This window comes from Mesorhizobium salmacidum (SeqCode) (genome assembly GCF_037179605.1).
Taxonomy (GTDB): Bacteria; Pseudomonadota; Alphaproteobacteria; order Rhizobiales; family Rhizobiaceae; genus Mesorhizobium; species Mesorhizobium salmacidum.
In genome coordinates this window covers 34065-56267 of the sequence record NZ_JAPYKS010000028.1, presented here as the reverse complement: position 1 = coordinate 56267, position 22203 = coordinate 34065, and the positions used below count along the sequence as shown (strand labels likewise).

Sequence of the window (22203 nt, the reverse complement as noted above, 5' to 3'; positions counted from 1 at the left end):
GTGATGCGTCAGGCACTGGAAGCTTCGCATCGCGGTTGGGGCAAGTCGGTCGTCATCGGCGTCGCCGGCGCCGGCCAGGAGATTTCGACACGGCCGTTCCAGTTGGTCACCGGTCGCAGCTGGATGGGCACCGCCTTCGGCGGCGCACGCGGTCGCACCGACGTGCCGAGGATCGTCGACTGGTACATGGACGGCAAGATCCAGATCGACCCGATGATCACCCACACGCTGAAGCTCGAGGATATCAACCAGGGATTCGACCTCATGCATGAGGGCAAGTCGATCCGGAGTGTCGTGGTTTACTGAAGACGGCAACTGCCGCCGACTCCAGCTCGATGAAATAGATACGCCGAGCCCCGGTTCTGTGTTCCCAAATACTGTGCCTCGGGCAAATGGCGTAAAACCGGCGGCGTGGTTGGGTATGAGTACCTCAGATCACGCCGCCGGTGCAGGTCATAAAGGTGCGATGCTGCGGCACATTGTGGCAGCTCTATCGTGATCACAGCAGAATAGCGAAAATCACACATCCGCAGCCGCGCCCGTCTTGGCCGAGAGGCCCGATGAGCCTCCATGGGTTCTCCACTCAGACGACAGCATAAAGGTGGCGGGCCTCCTCCAGTTTATGGGATCAGGCCGCTTGATCAGGCCTCTTTTGCGGAGGCCGGCGGACCCAATGACGCGTTGGGCATGATAGCCGAGCGGATGGCGGGGGCGACGCTCCCAAACTTCAGGGCTGCGACTACAGGTGTAACTGTCCCGCTAACGTTTCCCTCCACCGTGACAGCTCATTCCGCTGGCGCGACCCGCAGCGATGGCATTCGGGCGCTTAGCCGGTCGAGATAGAGGTAAACGACCGGCGTGGTATAGAGCGTCAAAAGCTGAGAGACGACGAGCCCGCCGACTATCGCGATGCCCAGCGGCTGGCGGAGTTCCGCGCCGGTGCCGGTTTCGAGCGCCAGCGGCAAAGCGCCGAGCAGGGCGGCGAAGGTTGTCATCATGATAGGCCGGAAACGCTGCAGGCTGGCCTTGTGTATGGCCGCGCGGGACGAGAGCGCTTCGTGGCGTTCGGCCTGCAAGGCCATGTCGATCATCATGATGGCGTTCTTCTTGACGATACCGATCAAGAGAATGATGCCGATCAGCGAGATCACGTCGAACTCCATGCCGGTGATGATGAGCGCGAGCAGCGCGCCGATGCCCGCCGAGGGTAGCGTCGACAGGATGGTGATCGGATGCACATAGCTCTCGTAGAGGACGCCGAGTACCACATAGATCGTGGCGAGCGCCGCGGCGATCAGCAAAAGCTCGTTTATCAAATTGGCGCGGTAGGCGAGCGCCGTGCCGGCCAGTGAGCCGTGGATCGACACCGGCATCTTCAGCTCGGCCATGGCGCGGTCGATCGCGGCCGAAGCGTCGCCAAGCGTGGCGCCATCGGCAATGTTGAACGAGATTGTCGTGGCGACGAAATGGCCCTGGTGGTTGACCGAGATCGGCATCGTCGCCGGGCCGTAGGTGCTGAAGGCGGCCAACGGCACCATTTTTTCGGCCGAGGTGCTGACCGCCGCGCCGCTCGACGCACTCCCATGGCCGGTGACGGCAATGGCGTTGGTCGCCTGGTTCCGCAGCGAGCCCGTCAGGCTGCCGGCCAGCGCGTTGGTCTGCTGCGCGCCGCTGGCCGCAGCACCCGAGGTGCTGACATAGATGCCGTTCAGCGCGCTCGGATCCTGCAAATAGCGCGGCGCCACTTCCATGACGACATGGTACTGGTTGCGGGCGTTGAAGATGGTCGACACCTGGCGCTGGCCGAAAGCATCGTAAAGCGTGGCGTCGATGCTGGCCGGGGTCAGGCCGAGGCGCGCTGCGCTCTGGCGGTCGACCGTGATGTTGGTCTCGAGCCCGGCCTCGTCGCGGTCGGAATTGACGTCGGTGAGCTCGGGCGCCTGCTTCAGGACATCGACCAGCTTCGGCGTCCATTCGTCTAGGTCGGCGGTCGTGTCGGCCTGCAGCGTGTATTGATAGGTTGCGAGGCTCTGGCGGCCGCCGACCCTGATCTCCTGGCGCGGATTGAGGAAGAGCCGCGCGCCGGGCAATTGCCCGAGCTGCGCGCGCAACCGCGTCAGCACCAATTGCAGCGGCGCCCGTTCGCCCTTCGGCTTCAGCGCGACCTGGACGAAGCCGGAATTGGTCTGCCGACCGCCTATATAGCCGACCACATTCTCGACCGCCGGATCGTTCTTGAGAATCGCTTGCAGCTGTTCGAATTTCTACCGCATCAGCTGGAAGGAAATGGCCTGATCGGCGCGCAGCCCACCCATCAGTTCGCCGGTGTCCTGCTGCGGGAAGAAGCCCTTCGGGACCACTGTATAGAGATACACGTTGAAGACGATGGCCGCGAAAAGCACCACCAGCATGAGTTCCGAATTGTCGAGCGACCAGGCGAGCGAGCGGCCATAGAAGGCGCGGACGCGCTCGAAGACGCCTTCGCCGAAGCGGGCAAGGACCGAGCGCCTGGTTGACGGGCTCGCGCCCAAGTGCAGGAAATGCGCACACATCATCGGCGTCACGGTCAGCGACAGCACAAGCGAAATGGCGATCGACAGCGACAGCGTCAGGGCGAATTCATGGAACAGGCGGCCGACTATGCCGCCCATCAACAGGATCGGCAGGAAGACGGCCACCAGCGAGGCGCTCATCGACAGCACTGTGAAGCCGACTTCCTTGGCGCCGGTCAGCGCCGCCTTGCCGCGCGGCATGCCGTCCTCGATATAGCGCGTGATGTTTTCCAGCACCACGATGGCATCGTCGACAACGAAGCCGGTGGCGATGGTCAGCGCCATCAGCGACAGATTGTCGAGCGTGAAGCCGAGCAGGTACATCGCCGCGAACGTGCCGAGGATCGAGAGGACCAGCGCGACGCTCGGGATCAATGCCGCCCGCCAGTCGCGCAGGAATGAGAACACCACGAGGATGACGAGCAGCACCGCCAATACCAGCGTCAGCTCGGTGTCGTGCAGCGAACCACGGATGGTGGTCGAGCCGTCTGTCGCGATGCTCAACCGCGCATCCGCCGGCACCGAGGCTTGCAGCGTAGGCAACAGCGCGCGCACCCGGTCGACGGTCTCTATGATGTTGGCATTGGGCTCGCGGTAGAGCACCAGAAGCACCGCCGGCTCGCCATTGACGAGGCCGAGGTTGCGCACGTCCTCGACGGAATCCTCGACATCGGCCATGTCGCGAAGCCTGACCGCGGCATTGTTGCGCCAGGCGATGACGAGGTCGCGAAAATCGGCGGCATGGCTCGCCTGGTCGTTGGTATACAGCTGGTAGTGCAGCACACCATCTTCCTCGAAACCTTTCGGGCTGCGGGCGTTGGCCGAGGCAAGTGCGGCGCGCACGTCCTCCAGGCCTATTCCGTAGTGGAATAGCGCGCCGGGATTGAGCTCGACGCGCACGGCCGGCAGCGACGAGCCGCCGAGGTCTACATTGCCGACGCCCTCGACCTGCGACAGGCGCTGCTGCAGCACGGTCGCGGCGGCATCGTAGAGCTGGCCGGGTGTCAGCGTGCGCGAGGTCAGCGCCAGGATCATCACCGGCGAGTCGGCGGGATTGTATTTGCGATAGTTCGGGTTGCTGCGCAGGTCCGACGGCAGGTCGGCGCGCGCGGCGTTGATGGCGGCCTGGACGTCACGCGCCGCTCCATTGATGTCGCGGTCGAGGTCGAATTGCAGCACGACATTGGTCGAGCCGGTGCCCGAGCGCGAGGTCATTTCGGAGACCCCGGCGATCTGGCCGAGATGGCGCTCCAGCGGTGCGGCGACATCGCTCGCCATCGTGTCAGGGCTCGCGCCCGCCATCGAGGCCTGCACCGAGATGGTGGGGAAATCGACCTTGGGCAAAGGTGCTACGGGCAGATTGAAATAAGCGATCAGGCCCGCGGCGGCCAGGCCGATCGCCAGCAGCGTGGTGGCAACCGGCCGCGCGATGAACGGCGCCGAGAGGTTCACGATGTGGATCCGCCGTTGGAGGCTTCGACGACGCCGGAGCCGCGCCGCGTCAGCCGGTCGAAGGCGAGATAGATGACAGGCGTTGTGAACAGCGTCAGCACCTGACTGACGATCAGCCCGCCGACGATGGTGATGCCGAGCGGCTGGTGAAGCTCGGAGCCGGCAAGGCCGCCGAGCAGCAGCGGCAGCGCGCCGAACAACGCGGCGAAAGTCGTCATCAGGATCGGGCGGAGCCTCAGCAGGCACGACTCGTAGATCGCCTCGCGCGGATCGAGCCCCTGCAGCCGCTCAGCCTGGAGGGCGAAATCGATCATCATGATGGCGTTCTTCTTGACGATGCCGACGAGCAGCACGATGCCGATGATGCCGATGACATCAAGTTCATGACCGGCGAGCATCAGCGCCCCCAGCGCGCCGACGGTGGCGGACGGCAGCGTCGACAGGATCGTCAGCGGGTGGATGAAGCTCTCATAGAGCACGCCGAGCACGACATAGACGGTGGCGACGGCCGCCAGCACCAGCAGCAGTTCGTTGGACAGCGAGCTCTGCAGCGCCAGTGCCGCGCCCTGGAAGCCGGTCGTCAGGCCGGCGGGTGGCTGCATGTCCTGCTCGGTAGCGGTGATTGCCGCAGTCGCGTCGCCCAGCGAGACGCCGGAGGCGAGGTTGAAGGAGATAGTCGCCGCCGGGAATTGCGCGAGATGGTTCACCAGCAACGGCGCCTGCCGGACATTAATGCTGCCGATCGCCGACAGCGGCACCTGGCCCGAACCCGACGATGGCAAGTAGATCGAGCCCAGCGAAGCCGGAGTTTGGCCGACCGACGGATCGGCTTCGAGGATGACGCGGTATTCGTTCGACTGGGTGAAGATGGTCGAGATGATGCGCTGGCCGAAAGCGTCGTAGAGCGCGTTGTCTACCGTCGCCGGCGTGATGCCGAAGCGCGCCGCCGTAGCGCGGTCGATGGTGACGTCGACGGCAAGTCCGCTCTGCTGGCTATCGCTGGCGACATCGGCAAGCTCGGGAAGCGCCGAGAGCCTGTCGGTGAGCTTGGTCGTCCATGCCGCCAGCTCGACGGGATCGGAATCCTGCAGCACATACTGGTATTGCGAAGCGCTTATCGTGGAATCGACCGTCAGGTCCTGCACCGGCTGCATGTGCAGCGCTATTCCCGTGAGCCCGGCGGCTTCCCGCGTCAGCCGCCTGATGATGGCGCTGGCGTCAGCCTGGCGCTCGTCGCGCGGCTTCAGATTGATCAACATATGGCCGCTGTTGGCGGTCATATTCTGGCCGTCGACGCCGATGAAGGACGACAGGCTGGCGACATCGGGATCCTTCAGAATGGCGTCGGCCAGCGCCTGCTGATGGTCCGCCATGTCGGCATAGGAAGCCGAGCCCGCCGCCTCTGTGATGGCCGAGATGGCGCCGGTGTCCTGCGCCGGGAAGAAGCCCTTCGGGATGGCGATGTAGAGGTAGACGGTAAGCGCCAGCGTCGCGACCGCCACCAGCAATGTCAGGGCCTGGCGGTCGAGCACCCAGCGGAGCGCCGCACCATAGCCGTTCGCGACCGCATCAAAGGCGCCTTCGCTCCAGCGCACCAGCGCGCCTTGCCTGCGCTCCGCCGGCGGCTTCAACAGCCTGGCGCACAGCATCGGCACCAAGGTCAGTGAGACGACGGCCGAGATGACGATGGCGACGGCTAAAGTGATGGCGAATTCGTGGAACAGGCGGCCGACGACATCGCCCATCAACAAAAGCGGAATCAGCACCGCGATCAACGAAACGGTGAGCGAGATGATGGTGAAGCCGATCTGGGCGGAACCTTCGAGCGCGGCGGTCACCGGATCTTCGCCATGCTCGATGAAGCGCGAGATGTTCTCGATCATGACGATGGCGTCGTCGATGACGAATCCGGAAGAGATCGTCAGCGCCATCAGCGACAGATTGTCGAGGCTGAAACCCAACAGATACATGACTGCGAAGGTGCCGACGAGGGACAGCGGCACCGACAGGCTGGGGATGATCGTCGCCGGGATATTGCGCAGGAAAAGGAATGTGACGAGCACGACCAGAAGCGCCGCCAGCCCCAGTTCGAACTCGACGTCGTGGACGGAGGCCCGGATCGTCGTGGTGCGGTCGGTCAGCGGTTCGACATCGAGCGCCGCCGGGAGGCCGGCGCGCAGTTGCGGCAGCAGCGCCTTCACGCCGTCGACGACGCGGATGACATTGGCGCCGGGCTGGCGCTGGATGTTGAGGATGATCGCCGGCGTGCGGTTTTTCCATGCGCCCAGCCTCGAATTTTCGGGCCCTTCGACGATGTCGGCCACCTCGCCCAGCCTCACCGGCGCGCCGTTGCGGTAGGCGATCACCATATCGGCATAGGCCTTCGGATCGGCGACCTGGTCGTTGGCGTTGATGGTATAGGAGCGCGCCGGCCCGTCGAAACTTCCCTTCGGCGTGTTGACGTTGAGCGTGCCGATGGCGGTGCGCAGATCGTCGATGTTGAGGCCCATGGCGGCCAGAGCCTTGAGCTTGACTTGCACGCGCACGGCCGGGCGCTCGCCGCCGCTGATCGAAACCAGGCCGACGCCGGGAAGCTGCGATATCTTCTGCGCCAGCCGCGTCTCGGCATAGTTCTCCACTTGCGTCGGCGGCAGCGTCCTGGAGGTGATCGCCAGCGTCAGGATCGGCGCGTCGGCCGGATTCACTTTGGCGTAGATCGGCGGCGCCGGCAGGTCGGCGGGCAGAAGATTGCCCGACGCATTGATCGCCGCCTGCACCTCCTGCTCGGCGATGTCGAGGCTGAGCTCGAGGCTGAAGCGCAGCGTGATGACCGAGGCGCCGGCGGAGGAGCCCGACGACATCTGCTCCAGGCCCGGCATCTGGCCAAACTGGCGCTCGAGCGGCGCGGTCACCGAAGTGGTCATCACCTCCGGGCTGGCGCCCGGGTAGAAGGTCTGCACCTGGATCGTCGGGTAATCGACTTCAGGCAGCGCCGAGAGCGGCAGGAACAGATAGGCGATCATGCCGACGATCAGGATGGTGGCCATGATCAGCGTCGTCGCCACGGGCCGCAGGATGAACGGCCGCGACGGATTCAGCCAGCCGGAGACGAGGCCGCTCGGCGTGTTCATCGGCTTTCGCCGGAATCGCCGCCATTGCCGGCACCACCGCCGCCGTCGCGACGATTGTGGCGGTGGTGCTTGTGGCCGGAAGCATCGCCCGATGCAGCCGTGCCCTCGCCCGCCGAGTCGTGGCCTGTCGAACCGGCGCCTTGGCCGCTCGATGTCGCGGGCGGGTTGCCGGGATTGGCGGCCGGCGCACCGGCGGCCGCGCTGCCGGTGCCCGCTGCTTGCGGCGGCGCTGGAGATGCGGCGCCGGAGATCGGCGCCGTGCCGTTGTCGGGCACGGTGACCTTGGCGCCGTCCTTGAGCCGGTCGACGCCGTCGACCACGACCTTGCCGTCAGGCGCCAGGCCGGACAGAAGCTGCGTGACGGTGGCGTTGCCCGGGCCGAGCGAAACGGTCTTCACCGAGACGGTGCTGTCGTCGTTGAGCTGGTAGACGAAGGTGCCCGGCGCGCCGTGCTGGATGGCGGCGTTGGGCAGAACGCTGACCCCGGTGAGCGTGCGCACAAGCAGATGCACGTTGACGAACTGGTTGGGATAGAGTGCGCCGTCGGCATTAGGGAAAACCGCGCGCAGCTTCACCGTGCCAGTCGTCGGATCGATCTGGTTGTCGATCGTCTGCAGCGTGCCTTCGGCGACCTGGTTGGTGTCGTTGCGGTCGAACAAGCTGGCCTTGAGCCCGGGATTGCCGTGAGTCTGCTCCAGCACTTGCGCCAAGCTGTCCTCGGTTAGCGAGAACAGCACCGAGATCGGCTGCATCCGAGCGATCACCGCAATGCCGGTGCTGTCGCCCGGCGTGACATAGTTGCCCTGGTCGACGAGGCGCAGGCCGATACGGCCGTCGGCCGGCGCCGTGATATGGCTGTTGGCGATGTTGACCTGCACACCCTCGATCTGCGCCTGGTCGGACATCACCGTGCCCTCGTCGGACTGCACCGTCGCGCGCTGCAGGTCCACCGCCTGCTGGGTGACCGCGTTGGAGGTAAGCTTCAGGTCACGGTCGAGGTCGAGCTTGGCATCGGCAAGCAGCGCCTGGTCGTGCTGCAATTGCCCCTGCAATTGGTGCAGCGAAGCGTTCAACGTGCGGTCGTCCATCTGGGCGAGGAAATCGCCCTTCTTCACCATCTGGCCCTCGGAGAAGCCAATTGCGGTGATCTGGCCACTGACCTGCGACCGCACAGTGACGGTCGACAGCGACGTGACCGTGCCCAGCGCCTCGAGAACGATCGGGATATCCGCCTGTGCCACGGGCGCCACGGCAACCGGCTGCGCGAGATCGCCGCCGCCGCGGAAACGGCCGCCGCCACGCTGGCTGCCCTGCTGGTGGACCTGAATGGGATGCAGCCAGAACGCGCCGCCTACCGCCGCCAGGACGAGGAGCAACGCAACGATCCAGCCTCGCCGCGAACGGCGCATGACCACTGGCCGGACCCCTGTCAGGGGCTCGCCGGGGGTCACGGGGCCGCTGGGGGGCGCCGCCTTGCTGCGGAGCTCGCGCCGGCTGACGACTTCGTCGTCCACTTCTCTCACCTGTCGTTCGACCGCATTCCCGGGCTACCGTCTTCGCCGACCGCGCCGACCGCGCCGACGGACCGTGCCGAGGCGACAGCCCGAGGTGCGATCCAGCCGGAGCATAGGCACCCGAATTTCCCCGTTCAATTCCAGGCACATTAAATTCTCGTGAGAAATTGAACCACTTAGGCGCTGAAGGCTGCTTCATATTGCGAGATAGTCCGGTCGCAGTTCGCCGCCAATCCGAGCGGGCAAACGAGAGTGGATGAGTGGCTTTATGCAAGCGACGACAAGGCCTTACGGGACCCGTCACCCGCGCGAAACGGGCCGCGAACACAGTGGTGAGGTGCTCATGGCCTCGACGCCCCCACCTTCACGACTGGGGCTGCAAGAAATCTAGCTCGCAAAGATGTGAACGCGCCACCGGCTGGTTCCGCCAAGCCTGCATTAAGTCGGGAAGCTGCTACCGGACCAAGGTTCTGCTGACGCATCGGCGCATTTCGAAGGCCAAGTTGCTCGACCTAGAGGACGCAATCCGGCCTTCGCTGAAGTCTTTCGTCATCCGCTTGTGCAAGGTCGGCGGCCGGGCTTTCGAGCAGGCGGTGCTCGCCGCGATGGCGGACGAGTCGGCTGTCGGCCGAGCTGATGGAAGTTATGCTGACAGCGCGCGCCTCGGAGGAAACAGTACTGCCGGCGGCACGATCTCGTCGTAAAGATTGTCGCCAAGAGCGAGCCATGCTGACGCTTCGTGGCCATTCCGGTGACGGCACTTTCGTTCACAATGGCGATCCGTCACCCTTGCGCCGCTCACCCGACGTGGCGGCCTACTTCGGGCTGACGTCGTGGCGCTGGCAGTCGGGAACCTCGATTGACGTCCGGGCCGCATCTCGAAGGGCGGCGACGCGGACGTGCGCCGCTCGCTTGACGAGGCGGCTTCGGGCTGATGACGCGCTTCAAGGGCTCCGACAAGGTCAAGAGCTGGGGGCAGGCTATCGCCAAATGCTCCTGCCACCGCAAGGCCTGCGTCGCCGCGTCGCGCAAGCTGGCGGTGACCATGCACCATGTGGAGCGACGGAACGTTCTATGTCGGCGATTCCGCGGCGAACCGAGGCGATGCCGCGCAGCGCGCTCATCGCAAGGATCGCAGGCTTTTGGGAGCGCATCGATGAACGGTGCGAGCGTGGTTCAAACATGGCGCAGGCACGCTGACGGGCGCCATCTGACATAAGGATCCGCTCCGTCGGACGAGGACCGATGCAGACCAGGAACGGCGAAACGCACGCCACGCTCAGCAACAAGCCGATCCCTCTACCCTAAAAAGGGAGGTCGCGCTAAAGGGCTGGAAGCCAGTCCGTGAGGACTTGCGAATAAGTCGCGACTTATGCGGCCGTGTGAAGCACTTGCGCGGCGAAGAGGACTTGCGCCACGCGCGGGGGCAGCGGGGTAGTTAGCCTTGCGCACCCGCGCGGCACCTCGGCCCCGGATTACGATTCAGTTACCGTCGAAGGCGTAGGACCGCCGGGCGGCAGGAAACCGCTCTCCGGCGGGGGTTTGCCAGCCCTTGTTAATAGTTCTTCATCGCTCGGTGCGGCATGCCGGCTTCCTCGAACTCGTCGCCACATGCGACGAAGCCAAGCTTTTCGTAAAGTGCGGTCTTGTCGGCCTGGGACGTGAGGTAGAAGCGGTTCTCGCCACGTGACCGCGCTATCTGCATCCCCGCCTGCATCATCCGCATGGCGATGCCATTGCCCCTTTGGCGTAGAAGGGCGACGCGGCCGAACTTGGCATGTTCGGTCAGAAAGACAATCCGCAGCGTGCCGACGACATAGCCTCCGGCAATTGCGACGAGGTGAGTGGCCAGCGCGTCATACGCATCCTGTTCCACCGTCTCGGGCACGTTCTGCTCGACAATGAACACTTTGCGCCGGACTTCCAGGGCGAGGGCGCCTAGGTCAGAGGCAATCGGAACGGAGAGGATCGTGAAACATGGCAGACTATTTCCGCAATCTTACGCCAGCGCCACCACCATTCTCGGGATGAACTCGACCCCGGCCGTTTCGCAGGTTCACGCAACTCTGAAACGCGATCCATTTTGTAGGCCCAAGCGCTGATGACGGGGCAGCAGCGGCCTTGAAGGGAACGACCACAGTTTCGACCGAGTCCCAGCCTCCTGGCAACCATGACCTTCGCCTGACGTTGCGCGGGCGGAGAAGATCGAAAACATGCTGCGGTATGGGAGTGGCATCGCAAATTGATCCTCATAGGGCTCTGACCCCGTTGTCGACCTTAGCCCGGACAGGAACCGGTTGCAGGGTCTTCAGGAAGGAAGAAGCTTCGCCGCTCGCAAGCGGTGAGTTCGCGACGGACGGTGCGCCGTGCGAAGTCAATGAGGTCCCGGGGTGTTTGGAAGACGCGCAGGATGCGGACACCTTTTTCGCCGGAAACAATTGCGACGTGGGTGCCGTCGGAACTGAAAGCTGCGCGTGTAAAGCCCAGTAGAACGGTTGCTTCGTCGTGGCTGCCAAGGACGGCAACCTGGCGCCCGGATTGCGTCGCCCATAGCCGGACCGTGCGATCTTTCGAGGACGCGGTCACGACATATAAGCCATTGGGACTGAACTGGGCGCTGTCCACCGCGCCGCTGTGGCCCCTTAGAACGGCCCTTTCCAGTCCGCCAGCCACACTCCAGATCCGGACGGTTCCATCGCGCGAGCCGGTCAGCAGCAACTGACCGTCGGGGCTGAAGGCGATGACCGTTACCGCGCTGGTGTGTCCCACTAGCGTTCTGACGTTTGCTCCGTCCGTGGTCGACCAAATGCGAGCCGTGTGGTCGAGTGAGCCCGTGGCGACGAGTTGACCGTCCGGGCTGAAGGCCGCTGCCGTGATGCGATCCTGATGCCCCACAAGAACCCTGAGCTCGGCTCCGCCCGTCGTCAGGAGGTGGCCCGCATTGTCTTCCCTGGCCGAGAGGATCAGATTTCCGTCATGGCTAAGAATGGCCTGCGGCAAGTTACTGCTCGTATGGATGGCGGCTAGCTCGGTGCCGGTCGCGGCGTCCCACAGCTGCGCGGTGCCGTTCATCGATGCGCAAAGAAGCGATTTGTCATCGCGACCAAACTGGATCTGGATCAGGCCGCGATGTGATCGGAACTGGGCGGTCTCGTGTCCTGTGGCCACATCCCAAACACGTACCTGCCCCCCAAGAGATGCCGTCCCGACGCGCCTTCCATCTAGGCTGAACGTCGCGCTTTGAACGATCTCCTGTGTATCGAGCCGGATTGTCTCGCGCCCGCTCACGACATCCCACAGGTGCGCCGCGCTGTCGCCGCCGCCGGTCAGCAGGTGGACATTGTCGGGACTGAAGACCGCGAAAGTCGGCCGATATTCATGTGAGAGCGCGGTCGTTAGTGCGCCGTCGACATCCCACAGCCGAGCGGTGCCATCGTGTGAAGCAGTGAGAAGAATGTTGCTGTCGACCGGGCTGAATTCCATATGCTCGACCAAAGATTCATGACCGGCGATCGTCGTCATCAACGAGGTGCGTTCAGCGTCCCAGATGCGGATCGGCCCATTGACCGAGGCGGTCGCCAGGAAGCGGTCGTCCGGAGTGAAAGCACCGTTCATCTCGACATCGCGTTCATCCGTGTCCATGTCTGCCTTCAACCCCGAAACCTCCTGGCCGAGCACATCATCCAGCGTTCCCAACGCTCCATCCCAAATCCGGGCAGTGCCATCGAGGGATACTGTGGCGATTCGCTGACCCCCGTGACTGAAAATCACGCCGTTCAATTGCGTGTCGCTCTTGCTGCCGGCCAACTTTGCGATCTCCGTTCCATTCGACAAATCGAAAAGGCTGGAAGTGTTGCGGTGTGAATGCCAACCCCACGGGCCGGCCAGCATCCGGCTTCCGTCCGGGCTGAACGCCAGGCTGTAGGGCCAGGAGGTCACTCGGATTGACCGCGTCAGCGCCCCGTCTGCGGTATTCCAGACCGAAACAAAATGCTTGCCTGCCGTCGCGAAGCTGCGGCCGTCTGAACTGAAAGCAGCACGCGTATATGCGTCGCTCCTTACACCCAGGACTTTCTTTCCGATCCGAGCATCCCACAGCGTTGCATCGCTGTTCTCCCCCGCCGTCAGCACCCGGGTGCCATCCGGGCTGAAGATTGCCGTCGGATAATTGCCTACCGGCCGCAGGATGAAGAGCTGTTCTCCCGAGACGGCGTCCCAGAGACGTGCAGTGCCGTCCCTCGCGGCCGTCAGGATACGGCTCCCGTCCGGGCTGAATTCAGCCCTCTCCACGACCTCCTCATGACCTTTCAGAACTGCAGTTTCTGCACCGCTGGAGATGTCCCAGACGACTGGGGTCTTGTCGTAGGATGCGGTGACGATGCGATCGCCGGTCGGATTGAATGCCGCATCCGTCACGCCGGCGCGATGCCGGAAGATTTTGATCTGTTGGTGCGCCAGCAGAGCCTTGTAGAGGGCTGCCTCCGCCTCAAAGAGATATGGCCGCTCGGATTGGTCCTTCGGGGACAGCGCTTCGAGCGCCAACAGGATCGCAGCCTCGGTGTTGCCTCTCGACGCGGACTGCTCCGAAAGAAACGAGAGCGAAAGGAACTGATTGCGCAGCGCCTGGTCTCGTTGCCACCTTGCCTCCTCCTGCGCCCTGAAGGCGACCAGTGCACCTGCGCCCGCCAGGAGAGCGAGCACTATCGCCACGATCGCGGCGTTGCGTGTACGTCGGGCAAGCCGGTTTGCTGCGGCAGCCGCGAGGCTCCGGCGCTCGGCTTCGCGCTCCAGGCGCTCGCGTTTTGCCTCTTCGGCGGCCGCGATCAGCGCCAGCTCTGCGCGCCGGTCCTTCTCCTCTTTCTGCCGGTAGGCAAGCAAGGACTCCTCGATGTATTCCAGGACGTAATCGTCGACCTCCTCCCGTCTTGACAGCATCAGCTCTTCGCCCTCCGCAAGACGTTTGCCGGACGGAAGGAGAAGCTCTCTATTCCTGTTCTCCAGGTGCCATCGGTGGGCGTCGGACCTGAGGCGTTCGCGCGTCTCTAGGAAATTCCGGTTTGCATTCACAATGTCACCGGCGCTCGGCCAGCGCCTCAACAGTGCTTCATGTGCAACGCGGACTAGGACATGTCCTGCGGCGTCCTCATCGCTGACGAGGAGCCGTGCGTCGATCAGCGCCCTGACGAGGGCCGATCGCGCGGGCGTGCTTGCAATTTCGGCGAAGACGGCCGGACGTGCCGTGACCGTATCATCGCCCGGATTTGCCGTGGTGAGGGCGCGCAGCACCGCGGGCAGGGCCTCCTGTATCTCGGGCGCCAGCAAGTCCACGACTTCGTCGGCGCGGCGCGCGATTGCGCCTTCGAGCCCGCCGAGCGCACGATAATGCGCAAAGGTGAGAACTCGGCGCTCGCGGCCGGCCTCGTACAACGCGTCAAGGACAAACTCAAGAAGCGGCAATGATCCGGGATCGGCAGCTGCTGCCTCCTGCAGCACATCATCGAGACGCCCCCACTCGGCATTCTCCTCGAAGCGGAGGCCGGCAACGCGCGCGGGTTCGCGGATGATCTGCCCAATCTCTGTGCTAGTCGGCGGCAGGAGTTCGTAGTTTGCGAGGCCGTCCTTAAGTGCCGAGAAACCCTGGACCTCACCGCAGCGGTGAAAGAAGTCCGAACGGATCGCCACTATCACCCAGACCAGTCCGCTGGCGGCCAGCACCGCCATGAACCGCACAAGGGCCTCGCGCGTCGCCGGCTGTCTCTCTGACGTGAACAGCTCCTCCAATTGATCGATGGCGACAAGCAATCTGATCTGCGACCGGTCCGGCCCGGCGGCCTTGAGAAGTGCCTGTCGGACCATCGCCATTGCTCGATCCGGCGTGCTGCTGCAGAGCCGGGCAAACTCCGCGGCTGTTATTTCGCAGGACAGCTCCGGCACGGCAGCTTCGTGAAGCAGCGCCGCAGCCAGCACAGTGAATGCATCCGGTCCTTCGGAAAGGCGGATCAGGCAGCGGCGCCACAAGGATATGCCTGCCACGGCTTCAGATCGCGTCAATGACGGCAGCAGGCCAGCGCGCAGGAGGGAAGACTTGCCGCAACCGCTCATTCCGTAGATGAGCAGGAATGCCGTGCCGCTTGCTGCCTGCTGCTCCAGTCTTGCAGTGCAGGCAGCAATCGCCCGCGCTCTGCCAAAGAAGAGATCGGCGTCTTCGAATTCGAAGGCATCGAGACCGCGAAATGGCGACCTGTCCGGTTCCTCCGAAGCAAGAGGTACGCGGTAGATGCGCAAGGCACGTGCGACGTCCTTCAGCTTGTGCTCGCCGAGCTTGATGAATTCCAGCGGGAGCCGGTCTCGAGCCTGGGCGTGAACCGCTTCCGTGACACAAATCCCGCCCGGTCGTGACAACGTTTGAAGGTGAGCTGCGACCTCGACCGCCTCGCCCCGGAGGTGGTCACCCTCGTCGACGACGTAGCCGAGGTGAACGCCGATGCGGAAGTGCAGGCGCTTTGTCTTGGGAACTTCGCAATTCCGCCTATCGACCTCATGCTGGATGTCGCTCGCACATCGCAACGCCTCGACAGGGCCTGTGAATTCGGCGACCACGCTCCCCTCGGCGCTCGAGAACACGCGGCCCGCATGTTGAACCAGCAGCCTATCGATGATCTGCCTGTACGGCCGGATAGGTACGACAGTGCCCTGCTCATCCTCATTTGGCGGCCGACCGTCAGCAGCCAGTTCGGCTGCCAGAATAGTGGCCATTCTTGGGCCGGCGTTTGAGGGCCGGACCAGCCTGTACCCGCGCCTAGGCACTGTCTCCACAACAGCCTGCCGACTGTCGTTGAGCGCCGCACGGATCTCGTGAATGCATTGCACAAGGCTGTCGTCGGTAACCGCGATCCCGTTCCAGACCGCCCTCATCAGCTCGTCCTTAGTGACGACGCGATCAGCGTTCTCCAGAAGGTGACGAAGCACCTCGAAGGTTTGGTGGCGAAGTGCGATTGTGCTGTTGGATTTGTCGCGCAAGGTCTCGCTGCTCACGTCGACGGTGACGCCGTTGAGCACGAACATCGTGGGCGGCGAGCTAGTCAAGCCATTTCCCTCAAGCACGAAGCCGCAGTCCAATGCTCCGATCTTAGCACGGTTTCGCACTTGCCATCATCCTTCAGATCGGGCGGGACCGCGGTTTTCGGCAAATGATCGGAAGCCGTTCGTGACCCCGAGACGCCTCGGACCGACAATCGCAGTGTCAGCGAGAGGCTCACCATGGACGACGAAGTGCAGATGGCTCGAAGTGTGGGTGCAAGACCGGTGCTACGGCTCACAGGCGTGTGCCTGCTCACCCTGTTCTTCGCGATGGCGCCACAGGCTCACTCGACCAATCGTCCCGCAGCTGGTCTGGTCGAAGTCGATCTGCAATTGATCCTTGCCGTGGACATCTCGCCGTCGATGAGCAGAGCTGAGCAAAGAGTGCAGCGCGACGGCTACGTCGATGCTTTCCGCCACGCGGACATCGCGGGGGCAATCAAGTCGGGAGAGCGGGGCAGAATCGCAGTGCTCTATCTGGAGTGGGCAGGGCCAAATCAGCAAACCGTCATCGTGCCGTGGACAATTATCCAAAGTCGCGAGGACGCTCTCACTTTGGCAGACGGGCTCGCGGCTTTGTCGTTGACTGAAGGCCGCGGTACGTCGATCTCCGGCGCATTGTCGGCCGCGAATAAACTGTTCGCGAATAGCGGCTTACGCAGCCCGCGCAAGGTAATTGACGTATCCGGCGACGGACCTAACAATGCCGGAGCACTCGTTGACCCCATCCGGCAAGTTCTTCTCGCCGATGGCGTGACGATCAACGGGCTGCCTATCGCGCTGCCCCGCATTGGCGGGGTCGGCGGGTTTGCGATATATGATCGTTCCTATCTGGAGTCTTATTTCGAACGCTGCGTCATTGGCGGACCAGACGCATTTACAATCAGTGTCACTGAGACCGCCATGTTCAACACCGCAGTCCGACGAAAGCTGGTGCGGGAAATCTCCATGAATACGGGGCGGATGATCTACGCCGCTTTGAGTTCAGACAGCACGCTCGATTGCAACGTGGTCGCCCAGTGGCCGGGCCGGTAGCGATAGGCCGTGACGGCATTGTAGAGGGCGGGAAGCAAAGGAATGCCCTTGCGCACCCTGCTAACAGCCAATTGGGTCTCCTTGCGGATCAATGTCGGCCGTTGAAGTGAGCTCTGCCGACGCCTGAAAGCCGACCTTGACGGCGACCAGGGTGGAGGTCGTGGTTGCGCCACGTGTCGCGTTGAGTTCGGCCCGTCGTGCTGTCAGGGTCGACAGCTGATCAGTCAGTCTGGGTTAAAGGCTATCGACGAGCGATGTTGAGTTTCGACCGGTTGCGGATGCAGTAAGCATTATCGTTCGATAGCGATCCAGAATTAACCGCTTGCTTCGCAATGTCGCCACCTTCGCCGACGGCTCGATGACACCCGCAGACTGGAGAGCCTGCGGGACCGAAATCTCGATATCCTCGGGGGTGAGATTTGCGACCAGGATACGGGTGCCGTCGCCGGTGTGATAGGCAACAGCCGCGATGCCGGAGCGATCGGACGCAACCTCGCAGCGTTCTGCGCCCGAGGCCGCTGCCAGTTCGGCGTGGACTGCCTGGAGCGGCCGGCGCTCCCCGGCGGCGTTAAGCAGGCCGAACCGCCCCGTTGGCGCCGCGAGAATGAGACGATCTACACCGGCGGCGGCGGCCTGAGCCGCGACGCCGACAGCGAAAGCCGCCCCAAACAGCGCGCCGTGACGAGGGTCATCGCCTGCACCCGGCACTCGGGAAGGAGCCGGATTCGCCGCAACGCCCTGGCCGTAGGGATTGTGGCGCATGCCGATCGTGCATGGGCCAAGCCAGATCGGTTTTCCCGGACACAGATGCCGCGCCGTGGCGATAACCGAGGGGTAAACGGTCAAGGTCTCCATGACCGAAAGATCGTCGGCGGCATGGACGATGGCTGCGTTGCCGAAGAAGACGAAGTCGGCGTCGCCGGTCGGTGGGTTTCGATTGAATTCGGTAAACAGGGAAGGGGTTCCGGCGCCCACGGAAGCGGTGATGCCGGCTGCGTTAAATGCGTTCACCAGATCGCCGACCGGCCGTTCGCCTGCAGGCACCAGATTCGACGCCCGCGTCTTGAACTCGCGCCTTGGTGAAATCAGGATGGCGCTTGGTTCGACGCCCGATGAACGGATCGCATCAACAACAATCTTCGCCTCGGCTGCCGGGTCGACAGCATCAACGATCGCTTCGATCGCCAGCCGGGCACCAATCGAAGCGGCTAAGCCGGCTGCTTTTCTCAGCGAGCGCTTATCATGCCGACGCGCACTATCGAAGCGAACTATGACCTCTTGTGCCGGGCCAAGCAACGAGGCTCCGGCTATCGCTGCAGGCAAGTCATCCGGATCGAGAAACAGCGCCATGGATGGCATGTGTCCAGCTGATCTACCAAGCGTCAGCGTCGCCGTATCGGTGGGCTGAACTCGCACCACTGATGCCTTGGCTTCAATGGAGACAACGACCCGCTGGATGTCGTTTGAGCCCTTGCTTATGACGTAGGGCCGCGGCTTCGACAGGGGACGGACATATGTCTTGAACGAGGCGTCAGTCCAATTGCGTTGGTCCTCCATCTCGAAGGCATCGCCTTCCATTGCGACTGTGCAGACCATGCCAGGGGCCGGCTCGTGGGTAAGGGCGGCGATGTCAAAGGCCGGCTGGTTAGGACTGATCATCTCTGGAAATACCGTCTCCTCGATCCGACCGTCGCTGTGGGTGATGGTCAGCCGTCCACCCGCAGCCTCGGACGGGTGGAGGACTACGAAACCAGTGCGATTGGTCGAAAAATCGGTGAGGGCGATGCCTTGCGCCTCCATCGTCAGCTCACCGGAAGCCTTGCCTGTTATCGTCATCCGGTAAGAAAAGCGGCCCTGTGGACCTGCGCACAGCCCGTCGTAACCCACGTCGAACGCAGCCAGGCCTTCCGATATTCGGATGTTCGAAAGCTCGGGCTTATATGTCCCCCAGGACGCATCCCGCGCCAGATAGTTGATGGCGCGCACGACCTCGACGCCGGCGAAGCGGATTGTGCGAAGGTTACCGTCTTCCAGGATGGCGCTCAGTGGTCCAGCGGTGAGGATGCGACGCTCGGCAACACGCTCGTTCGTGCCGAATAGGTCGAGTGCACTGACGTCCCCGCTCACGTCGATTCCCTGATCTTCGCGTTTTCCTGCACGGTATAGGCGAGAACGGTTTTGCTGATTACCAGCTCCCGTGAGCGTTGGTCGAATTGACGGAAATGCTCCGAGGCGAGGTGCAAGTCGAAGGCGGCGCGATCCTTGTAAATCTCATAGAGGAAGACGTGCGTGGAATCGGCCTCGTGCGTCGGCGTCAGCACGTCGAAGCGCAGGCAATCGGGCTCAAGTTTGACGGAGAGCGCGGCGTTCTCAGCAACCAGGCGATGGAATTCGGGAAAGGCGCCTTCGAGAAGTTCAAATGCGACTGTGATTGCAAAAGCGGCGGCCTTTGATCGTCCTTGCGTCTTTTCCCGGCCGGCCGTCATTGCGCCCTCCGCTCTTTTGAGGCAACGCCAAGACTTTCCTTCCACTGCGCCGGCACGACCGCCCGGTGTTGAGCCGCGGCGCGGTATGCGGCGTCAACCAGGGCGTAGGTCTTCAAGTTGTCATGGCCCGATGTTTCGGCAGGCACGCCGCGCTGAAGGCAATCGAGAAAATGGCGGCAGGCAAGGAACGCGCCTTCCTGGGCGACATGCCAACGAACGGTGGTCCATGAGCGCAGCGGTGAGCCAATGTCTTCCTCTGTCGTCACTCCGTTGCTGCTAACCCGCAGGCGCGAGCCCGGAAGCACAACAATTGAACCCTTGTCGCCCTCGATCTCCACCAGCGTTTCTGGGAACGGATCGGGGTCGCGCCGTGCCTCGTATGTGCAGTCGACGACGCTGACGGCACCGCTGTGATGGCGCAGAAGCATCGTGGCCGTGTCCTCGGCCCGCACCTTGGGATTGCGACGCTGGGTTTCACAGGCGATGTGCTCGACCTCGCCCAGGAAGAAGCGTGCGAGGTCGAGCAGGTGGATGCCGACATCGGCGATCGCCAGTCGCTCCTCGTCATAGAAATAGGGCTGCGTGCGATACACATCGAAGCCGGTGCGAAACATTATCCGAGCCCAGCTCGGCGCGCCGATGGCGCCGCTGTCGATAACGCGGCGAACATGGCGCATCGGCGTCTGGAAGCGGAAATTCTCGTGAACCGCCAGCCACACCCCGGCCTTTTCGGCGGCTTCGACGATGGCGACGCAGTCCTCCCACGTCGGTGCGAACGGCTTCTGAACGACGGTGGCGATGCCGCGCGAAATCGCCAGTTCGCAGAGCGCACGGTGTGTGTCGTGCCGGGTGACGATGTCGACGGAGTGAAGGTGTTCGCTTGCAAGCATGATTGCGGCGTCCTTGTAGAACGGCACGCCGAAAGCACGGCCGGCCGCTTCCGCCTTGCCGGCGTCGACATCACAGACGGCGGCAAGCACGGCACCTTCGCCCGCGAGGTCCTGCCACGCATGCAGATGGTTCTGCGCGTAGAAGCCGCAGCCGATCACGCCGATCCGGATCGCCCCCCTCGCCATTTCTATCCCGCAACGATCGGAGTTCTGAGGATGCCGATGCCCTCGGCTTCGATCTCGACGATGTCCCCGGCCTTCATGAAGATCGGCGGCTTCTGGAAGATGCCAACCCCAGCCGGCGTTCCCGTCGATACGATGTCGCCAGGTTCGAGCGGAATGTATTGCGACAGGAAGGAAATCAACAGCGGCAGTGAAAACAGCCAGTCCGAGGTGCTGCCATCCTGTAGGGTTTTGCCGTTCAGCCGCGTCTTCAGCGCGACATTGTCGGGGTGGGGCATCGCGTCTGAGGTCACGATGCACGGACCAATGGGCGAGAAGCCGGCAAAGTTCTTGCCGATGGTGATCTGATTGTCCTTGAATTGTACGTCGCGTGCCGAAATGTCGTTGAGCAGCGTGTAGCCGAAGATCGCCGGCATCACGTCAGCCTCCCTAGCCTTGTGCAGCTTCCTGCCGATGACGGCGGAGAACTCCACCTCGTAGTCCATCTGCTCGGTTCTGACAGGCTTTTCGACCGGCACATCCGGCCCAACCACCGAAGTCGGCAGCTTGGTGAAGAAGAACGGCTCGGTCGGCATTTTCGCGTTGGGGTTTTCCTCGGCGTGGCCCTTGTAGTTGATGCCGGAGCACAGCACCTTGGCGGGCCGGATCGGCGCTTCGAGCGTCACGTCTGCCAATGCATAGCGCGGTGCCGAAGCGACGCCGGCGCGGATCTGGTCCAGCATCTTTTTCCCGCCGAGCACGATCTCCATCAGGCTGCCGGCGATGCCGGCTTCAGTCAGACATGCGACGTGATCGCCGTCGAGCACGCCGGCGTGATGGTCATGGCCTCCCTTACGATGGGAGAAAGTAACAAGCTTCATCTAGCCCTCCGAAACGAACACGGCCTTGTGCAAAGCCATTGGATTGTCGGCGAGTGTTTGGAAGACGCCTGGGGCTTCGCCGAGCGCGAAGGAGCTTGCGATCTTCGGATAATGGATCTTGCCCGAGGCAAGCAGGGCCAGCGCCTCGGGAAAGCAGTCGACCGAAGCGCGCGAGCCGAGGATCGTCACTTCCTTGCGGGTGAAATCGAGGCCAGGATAGGTGATGCCCTGGCCCTTCTTGAGCAGGCCGAGAATGACGATGCGTCCGCCGGCTGCAACGAGATCGATCGTCTCTTCCATCATCGTCGCTGCGCCCGTCGCCTCCATGACAACCGGCATGCCTTCGCCGTTGCTGATCTCAAGCACCCGTTCCAGAAGACCGGCACCGCCGGCAATTGGTATGGCGCCGAGGTCGGCTGCCGTGGACAGGCGCTCAGCCGAAAGATCTGTCGCGTAGACCTTTGCACCGACCGCGCGGGCCACCTCGACGATCGCCAACCCGATCGGTCCGGCGCCAAGCACCAACACGGTATCCTCTGATGTGACCATGCCGCGTCGGCAGCCCTGAACACCAATAGCCACCGGCTCGGCAAAGGCTGCCTCGAAGTCGGTTAGCGTCTCTGGCACGAGGTTGAGGTTCTGAACCGGCGTTGTGACGAATTCGGCGAAGCCGCCCTCCCGATGCACACCAACAATGGTGAGATTGGCGCAGCAATTGCGCTTGCCGATCCGGCAGGGATAGCAGTGCCCGCAGCCGATGAACGGATCGACAACCACACGTGTGCCGATTGCCGGACCGCTGGTGCCAGCGCCATAGGATTCGACAACCCCGGCGATCTCGTGGCAGCCGATCCGGGGATAGGTCACATAGGGGTTCTTCCCGGTATAGATGTAAAGGTCGCCGGCGCAAAGGCCGGCAGCTTTCACCCGAACCAGCACCTCTCCGGCTCGCGGCCGCGGCTTCGGCGCCTCGGCCATGCGGATTGAAAAAGGTGCGTCGAAGATCGCTGCGCGCATCGC

At 63.3% G+C, this 22203-nt stretch carries 10 protein-coding genes and 3 pseudogenes; 3 read left to right on the top strand and 10 right to left on the bottom strand.

From position 1 onward, the window contains the following. Positions 1-306: pseudogene (locus tag O7A60_RS27375) on the top strand (S-(hydroxymethyl)glutathione dehydrogenase); the annotation flags it as partial. A gap of 479 nt (positions 307-785) precedes the next feature. On the opposite strand, the pseudogene O7A60_RS27370 reads toward O7A60_RS27375, so the two are convergent. The 3 genes and pseudogenes from O7A60_RS27370 to O7A60_RS27360 all read right to left on the bottom strand — a co-directional run bounded on the left by O7A60_RS27370 (position 786) and on the right by O7A60_RS27360 (position 8649). Continuing rightward, a pseudogene (locus O7A60_RS27370) lies at positions 786-4004 on the bottom strand (efflux RND transporter permease subunit). After that, the gene (locus O7A60_RS27365; RefSeq protein ID WP_337108850.1) at positions 4001-7102 is read right to left on the bottom strand and encodes a multidrug efflux RND transporter permease subunit; all 3102 of its coding nucleotides are present in this window, start codon (positions 7100-7102) and stop codon (positions 4001-4003) included. The pseudogene O7A60_RS27370 and the gene O7A60_RS27365 overlap by 4 nt, the downstream one beginning before the upstream one ends. Positions 7103-7131: 29 nt before the next feature. Then, the gene (locus O7A60_RS27360; RefSeq protein WP_337108846.1) at positions 7132-8649 is read right to left on the bottom strand and encodes an efflux RND transporter periplasmic adaptor subunit; all 1518 of its coding nucleotides are present in this window, start codon (positions 8647-8649) and stop codon (positions 7132-7134) included. A gap of 413 nt (positions 8650-9062) precedes the next feature. Between O7A60_RS27360 and O7A60_RS27355 the strand changes: the two are divergent. Next, a pseudogene (locus O7A60_RS27355) lies at positions 9063-9809 on the top strand (transposase); the annotation flags it as partial. Positions 9810-10204: 395 nt separating this feature from the next. On the opposite strand, the gene O7A60_RS27350 reads toward O7A60_RS27355, so the two are convergent. Both O7A60_RS27350 and O7A60_RS27345 read right to left on the bottom strand, forming a co-directional pair. Further along, positions 10205-10558, bottom strand: a complete 354-nt coding sequence (locus O7A60_RS27350; RefSeq protein WP_337108845.1) for a GNAT family N-acetyltransferase — start codon at positions 10556-10558, stop codon at positions 10205-10207. Between the two features lie 368 nt (positions 10559-10926). After that, positions 10927-15714 (bottom strand): nSTAND1 domain-containing NTPase, encoded by a 4788-nt coding sequence (locus O7A60_RS27345; RefSeq protein WP_337108844.1) that lies wholly within the window; start codon positions 15712-15714, stop codon positions 10927-10929. Positions 15715-15909: 195 nt separating this feature from the next. On the opposite strand from O7A60_RS27345, the gene O7A60_RS27340 reads away from it, so the two are divergent. Continuing rightward, positions 15910-16764, top strand: a complete 855-nt coding sequence (locus O7A60_RS27340) for a DUF1194 domain-containing protein (RefSeq protein ID WP_337108843.1) — start codon at positions 15910-15912, stop codon at positions 16762-16764. A 234-nt stretch (positions 16765-16998) separates the two neighbouring features. Here the strand turns inward: O7A60_RS27340 and O7A60_RS27335 are convergent, their stop codons facing one another. From O7A60_RS27335 to O7A60_RS27315, 5 genes are read right to left on the bottom strand one after another with little or no spacing between them, the layout of a single operon-like run. Then, complete coding sequence (locus O7A60_RS27335) at positions 16999-18891, bottom strand: hypothetical protein (RefSeq protein ID WP_337108842.1); 1893 nt, start codon at positions 18889-18891, stop codon at positions 16999-17001. Next, complete coding sequence (locus O7A60_RS27330; RefSeq protein ID WP_337108841.1) at positions 18888-19250, bottom strand: putative quinol monooxygenase; 363 nt, start codon at positions 19248-19250, stop codon at positions 18888-18890. The genes O7A60_RS27335 and O7A60_RS27330 overlap by 4 nt, the downstream gene beginning before the upstream one ends. Continuing rightward, the gene (locus O7A60_RS27325; protein WP_337108840.1) at positions 19247-20326 is read right to left on the bottom strand and encodes a Gfo/Idh/MocA family protein; all 1080 of its coding nucleotides are present in this window, start codon (positions 20324-20326) and stop codon (positions 19247-19249) included. Before O7A60_RS27325 ends, O7A60_RS27330 begins: the two co-directional genes overlap by 4 nt. Positions 20327-20328: 2 nt before the next feature. Further along, entirely contained in the window at positions 20329-21183 is an 855-nt protein-coding gene (locus tag O7A60_RS27320) for a fumarylacetoacetate hydrolase family protein (protein WP_337108839.1), read from the bottom strand. After that, the gene (locus O7A60_RS27315) at positions 21184-22200 is read right to left on the bottom strand and encodes a zinc-binding alcohol dehydrogenase family protein (protein ID WP_337108838.1); all 1017 of its coding nucleotides are present in this window, start codon (positions 22198-22200) and stop codon (positions 21184-21186) included. Positions 22201-22203: the final 3 nt, after the last annotated feature.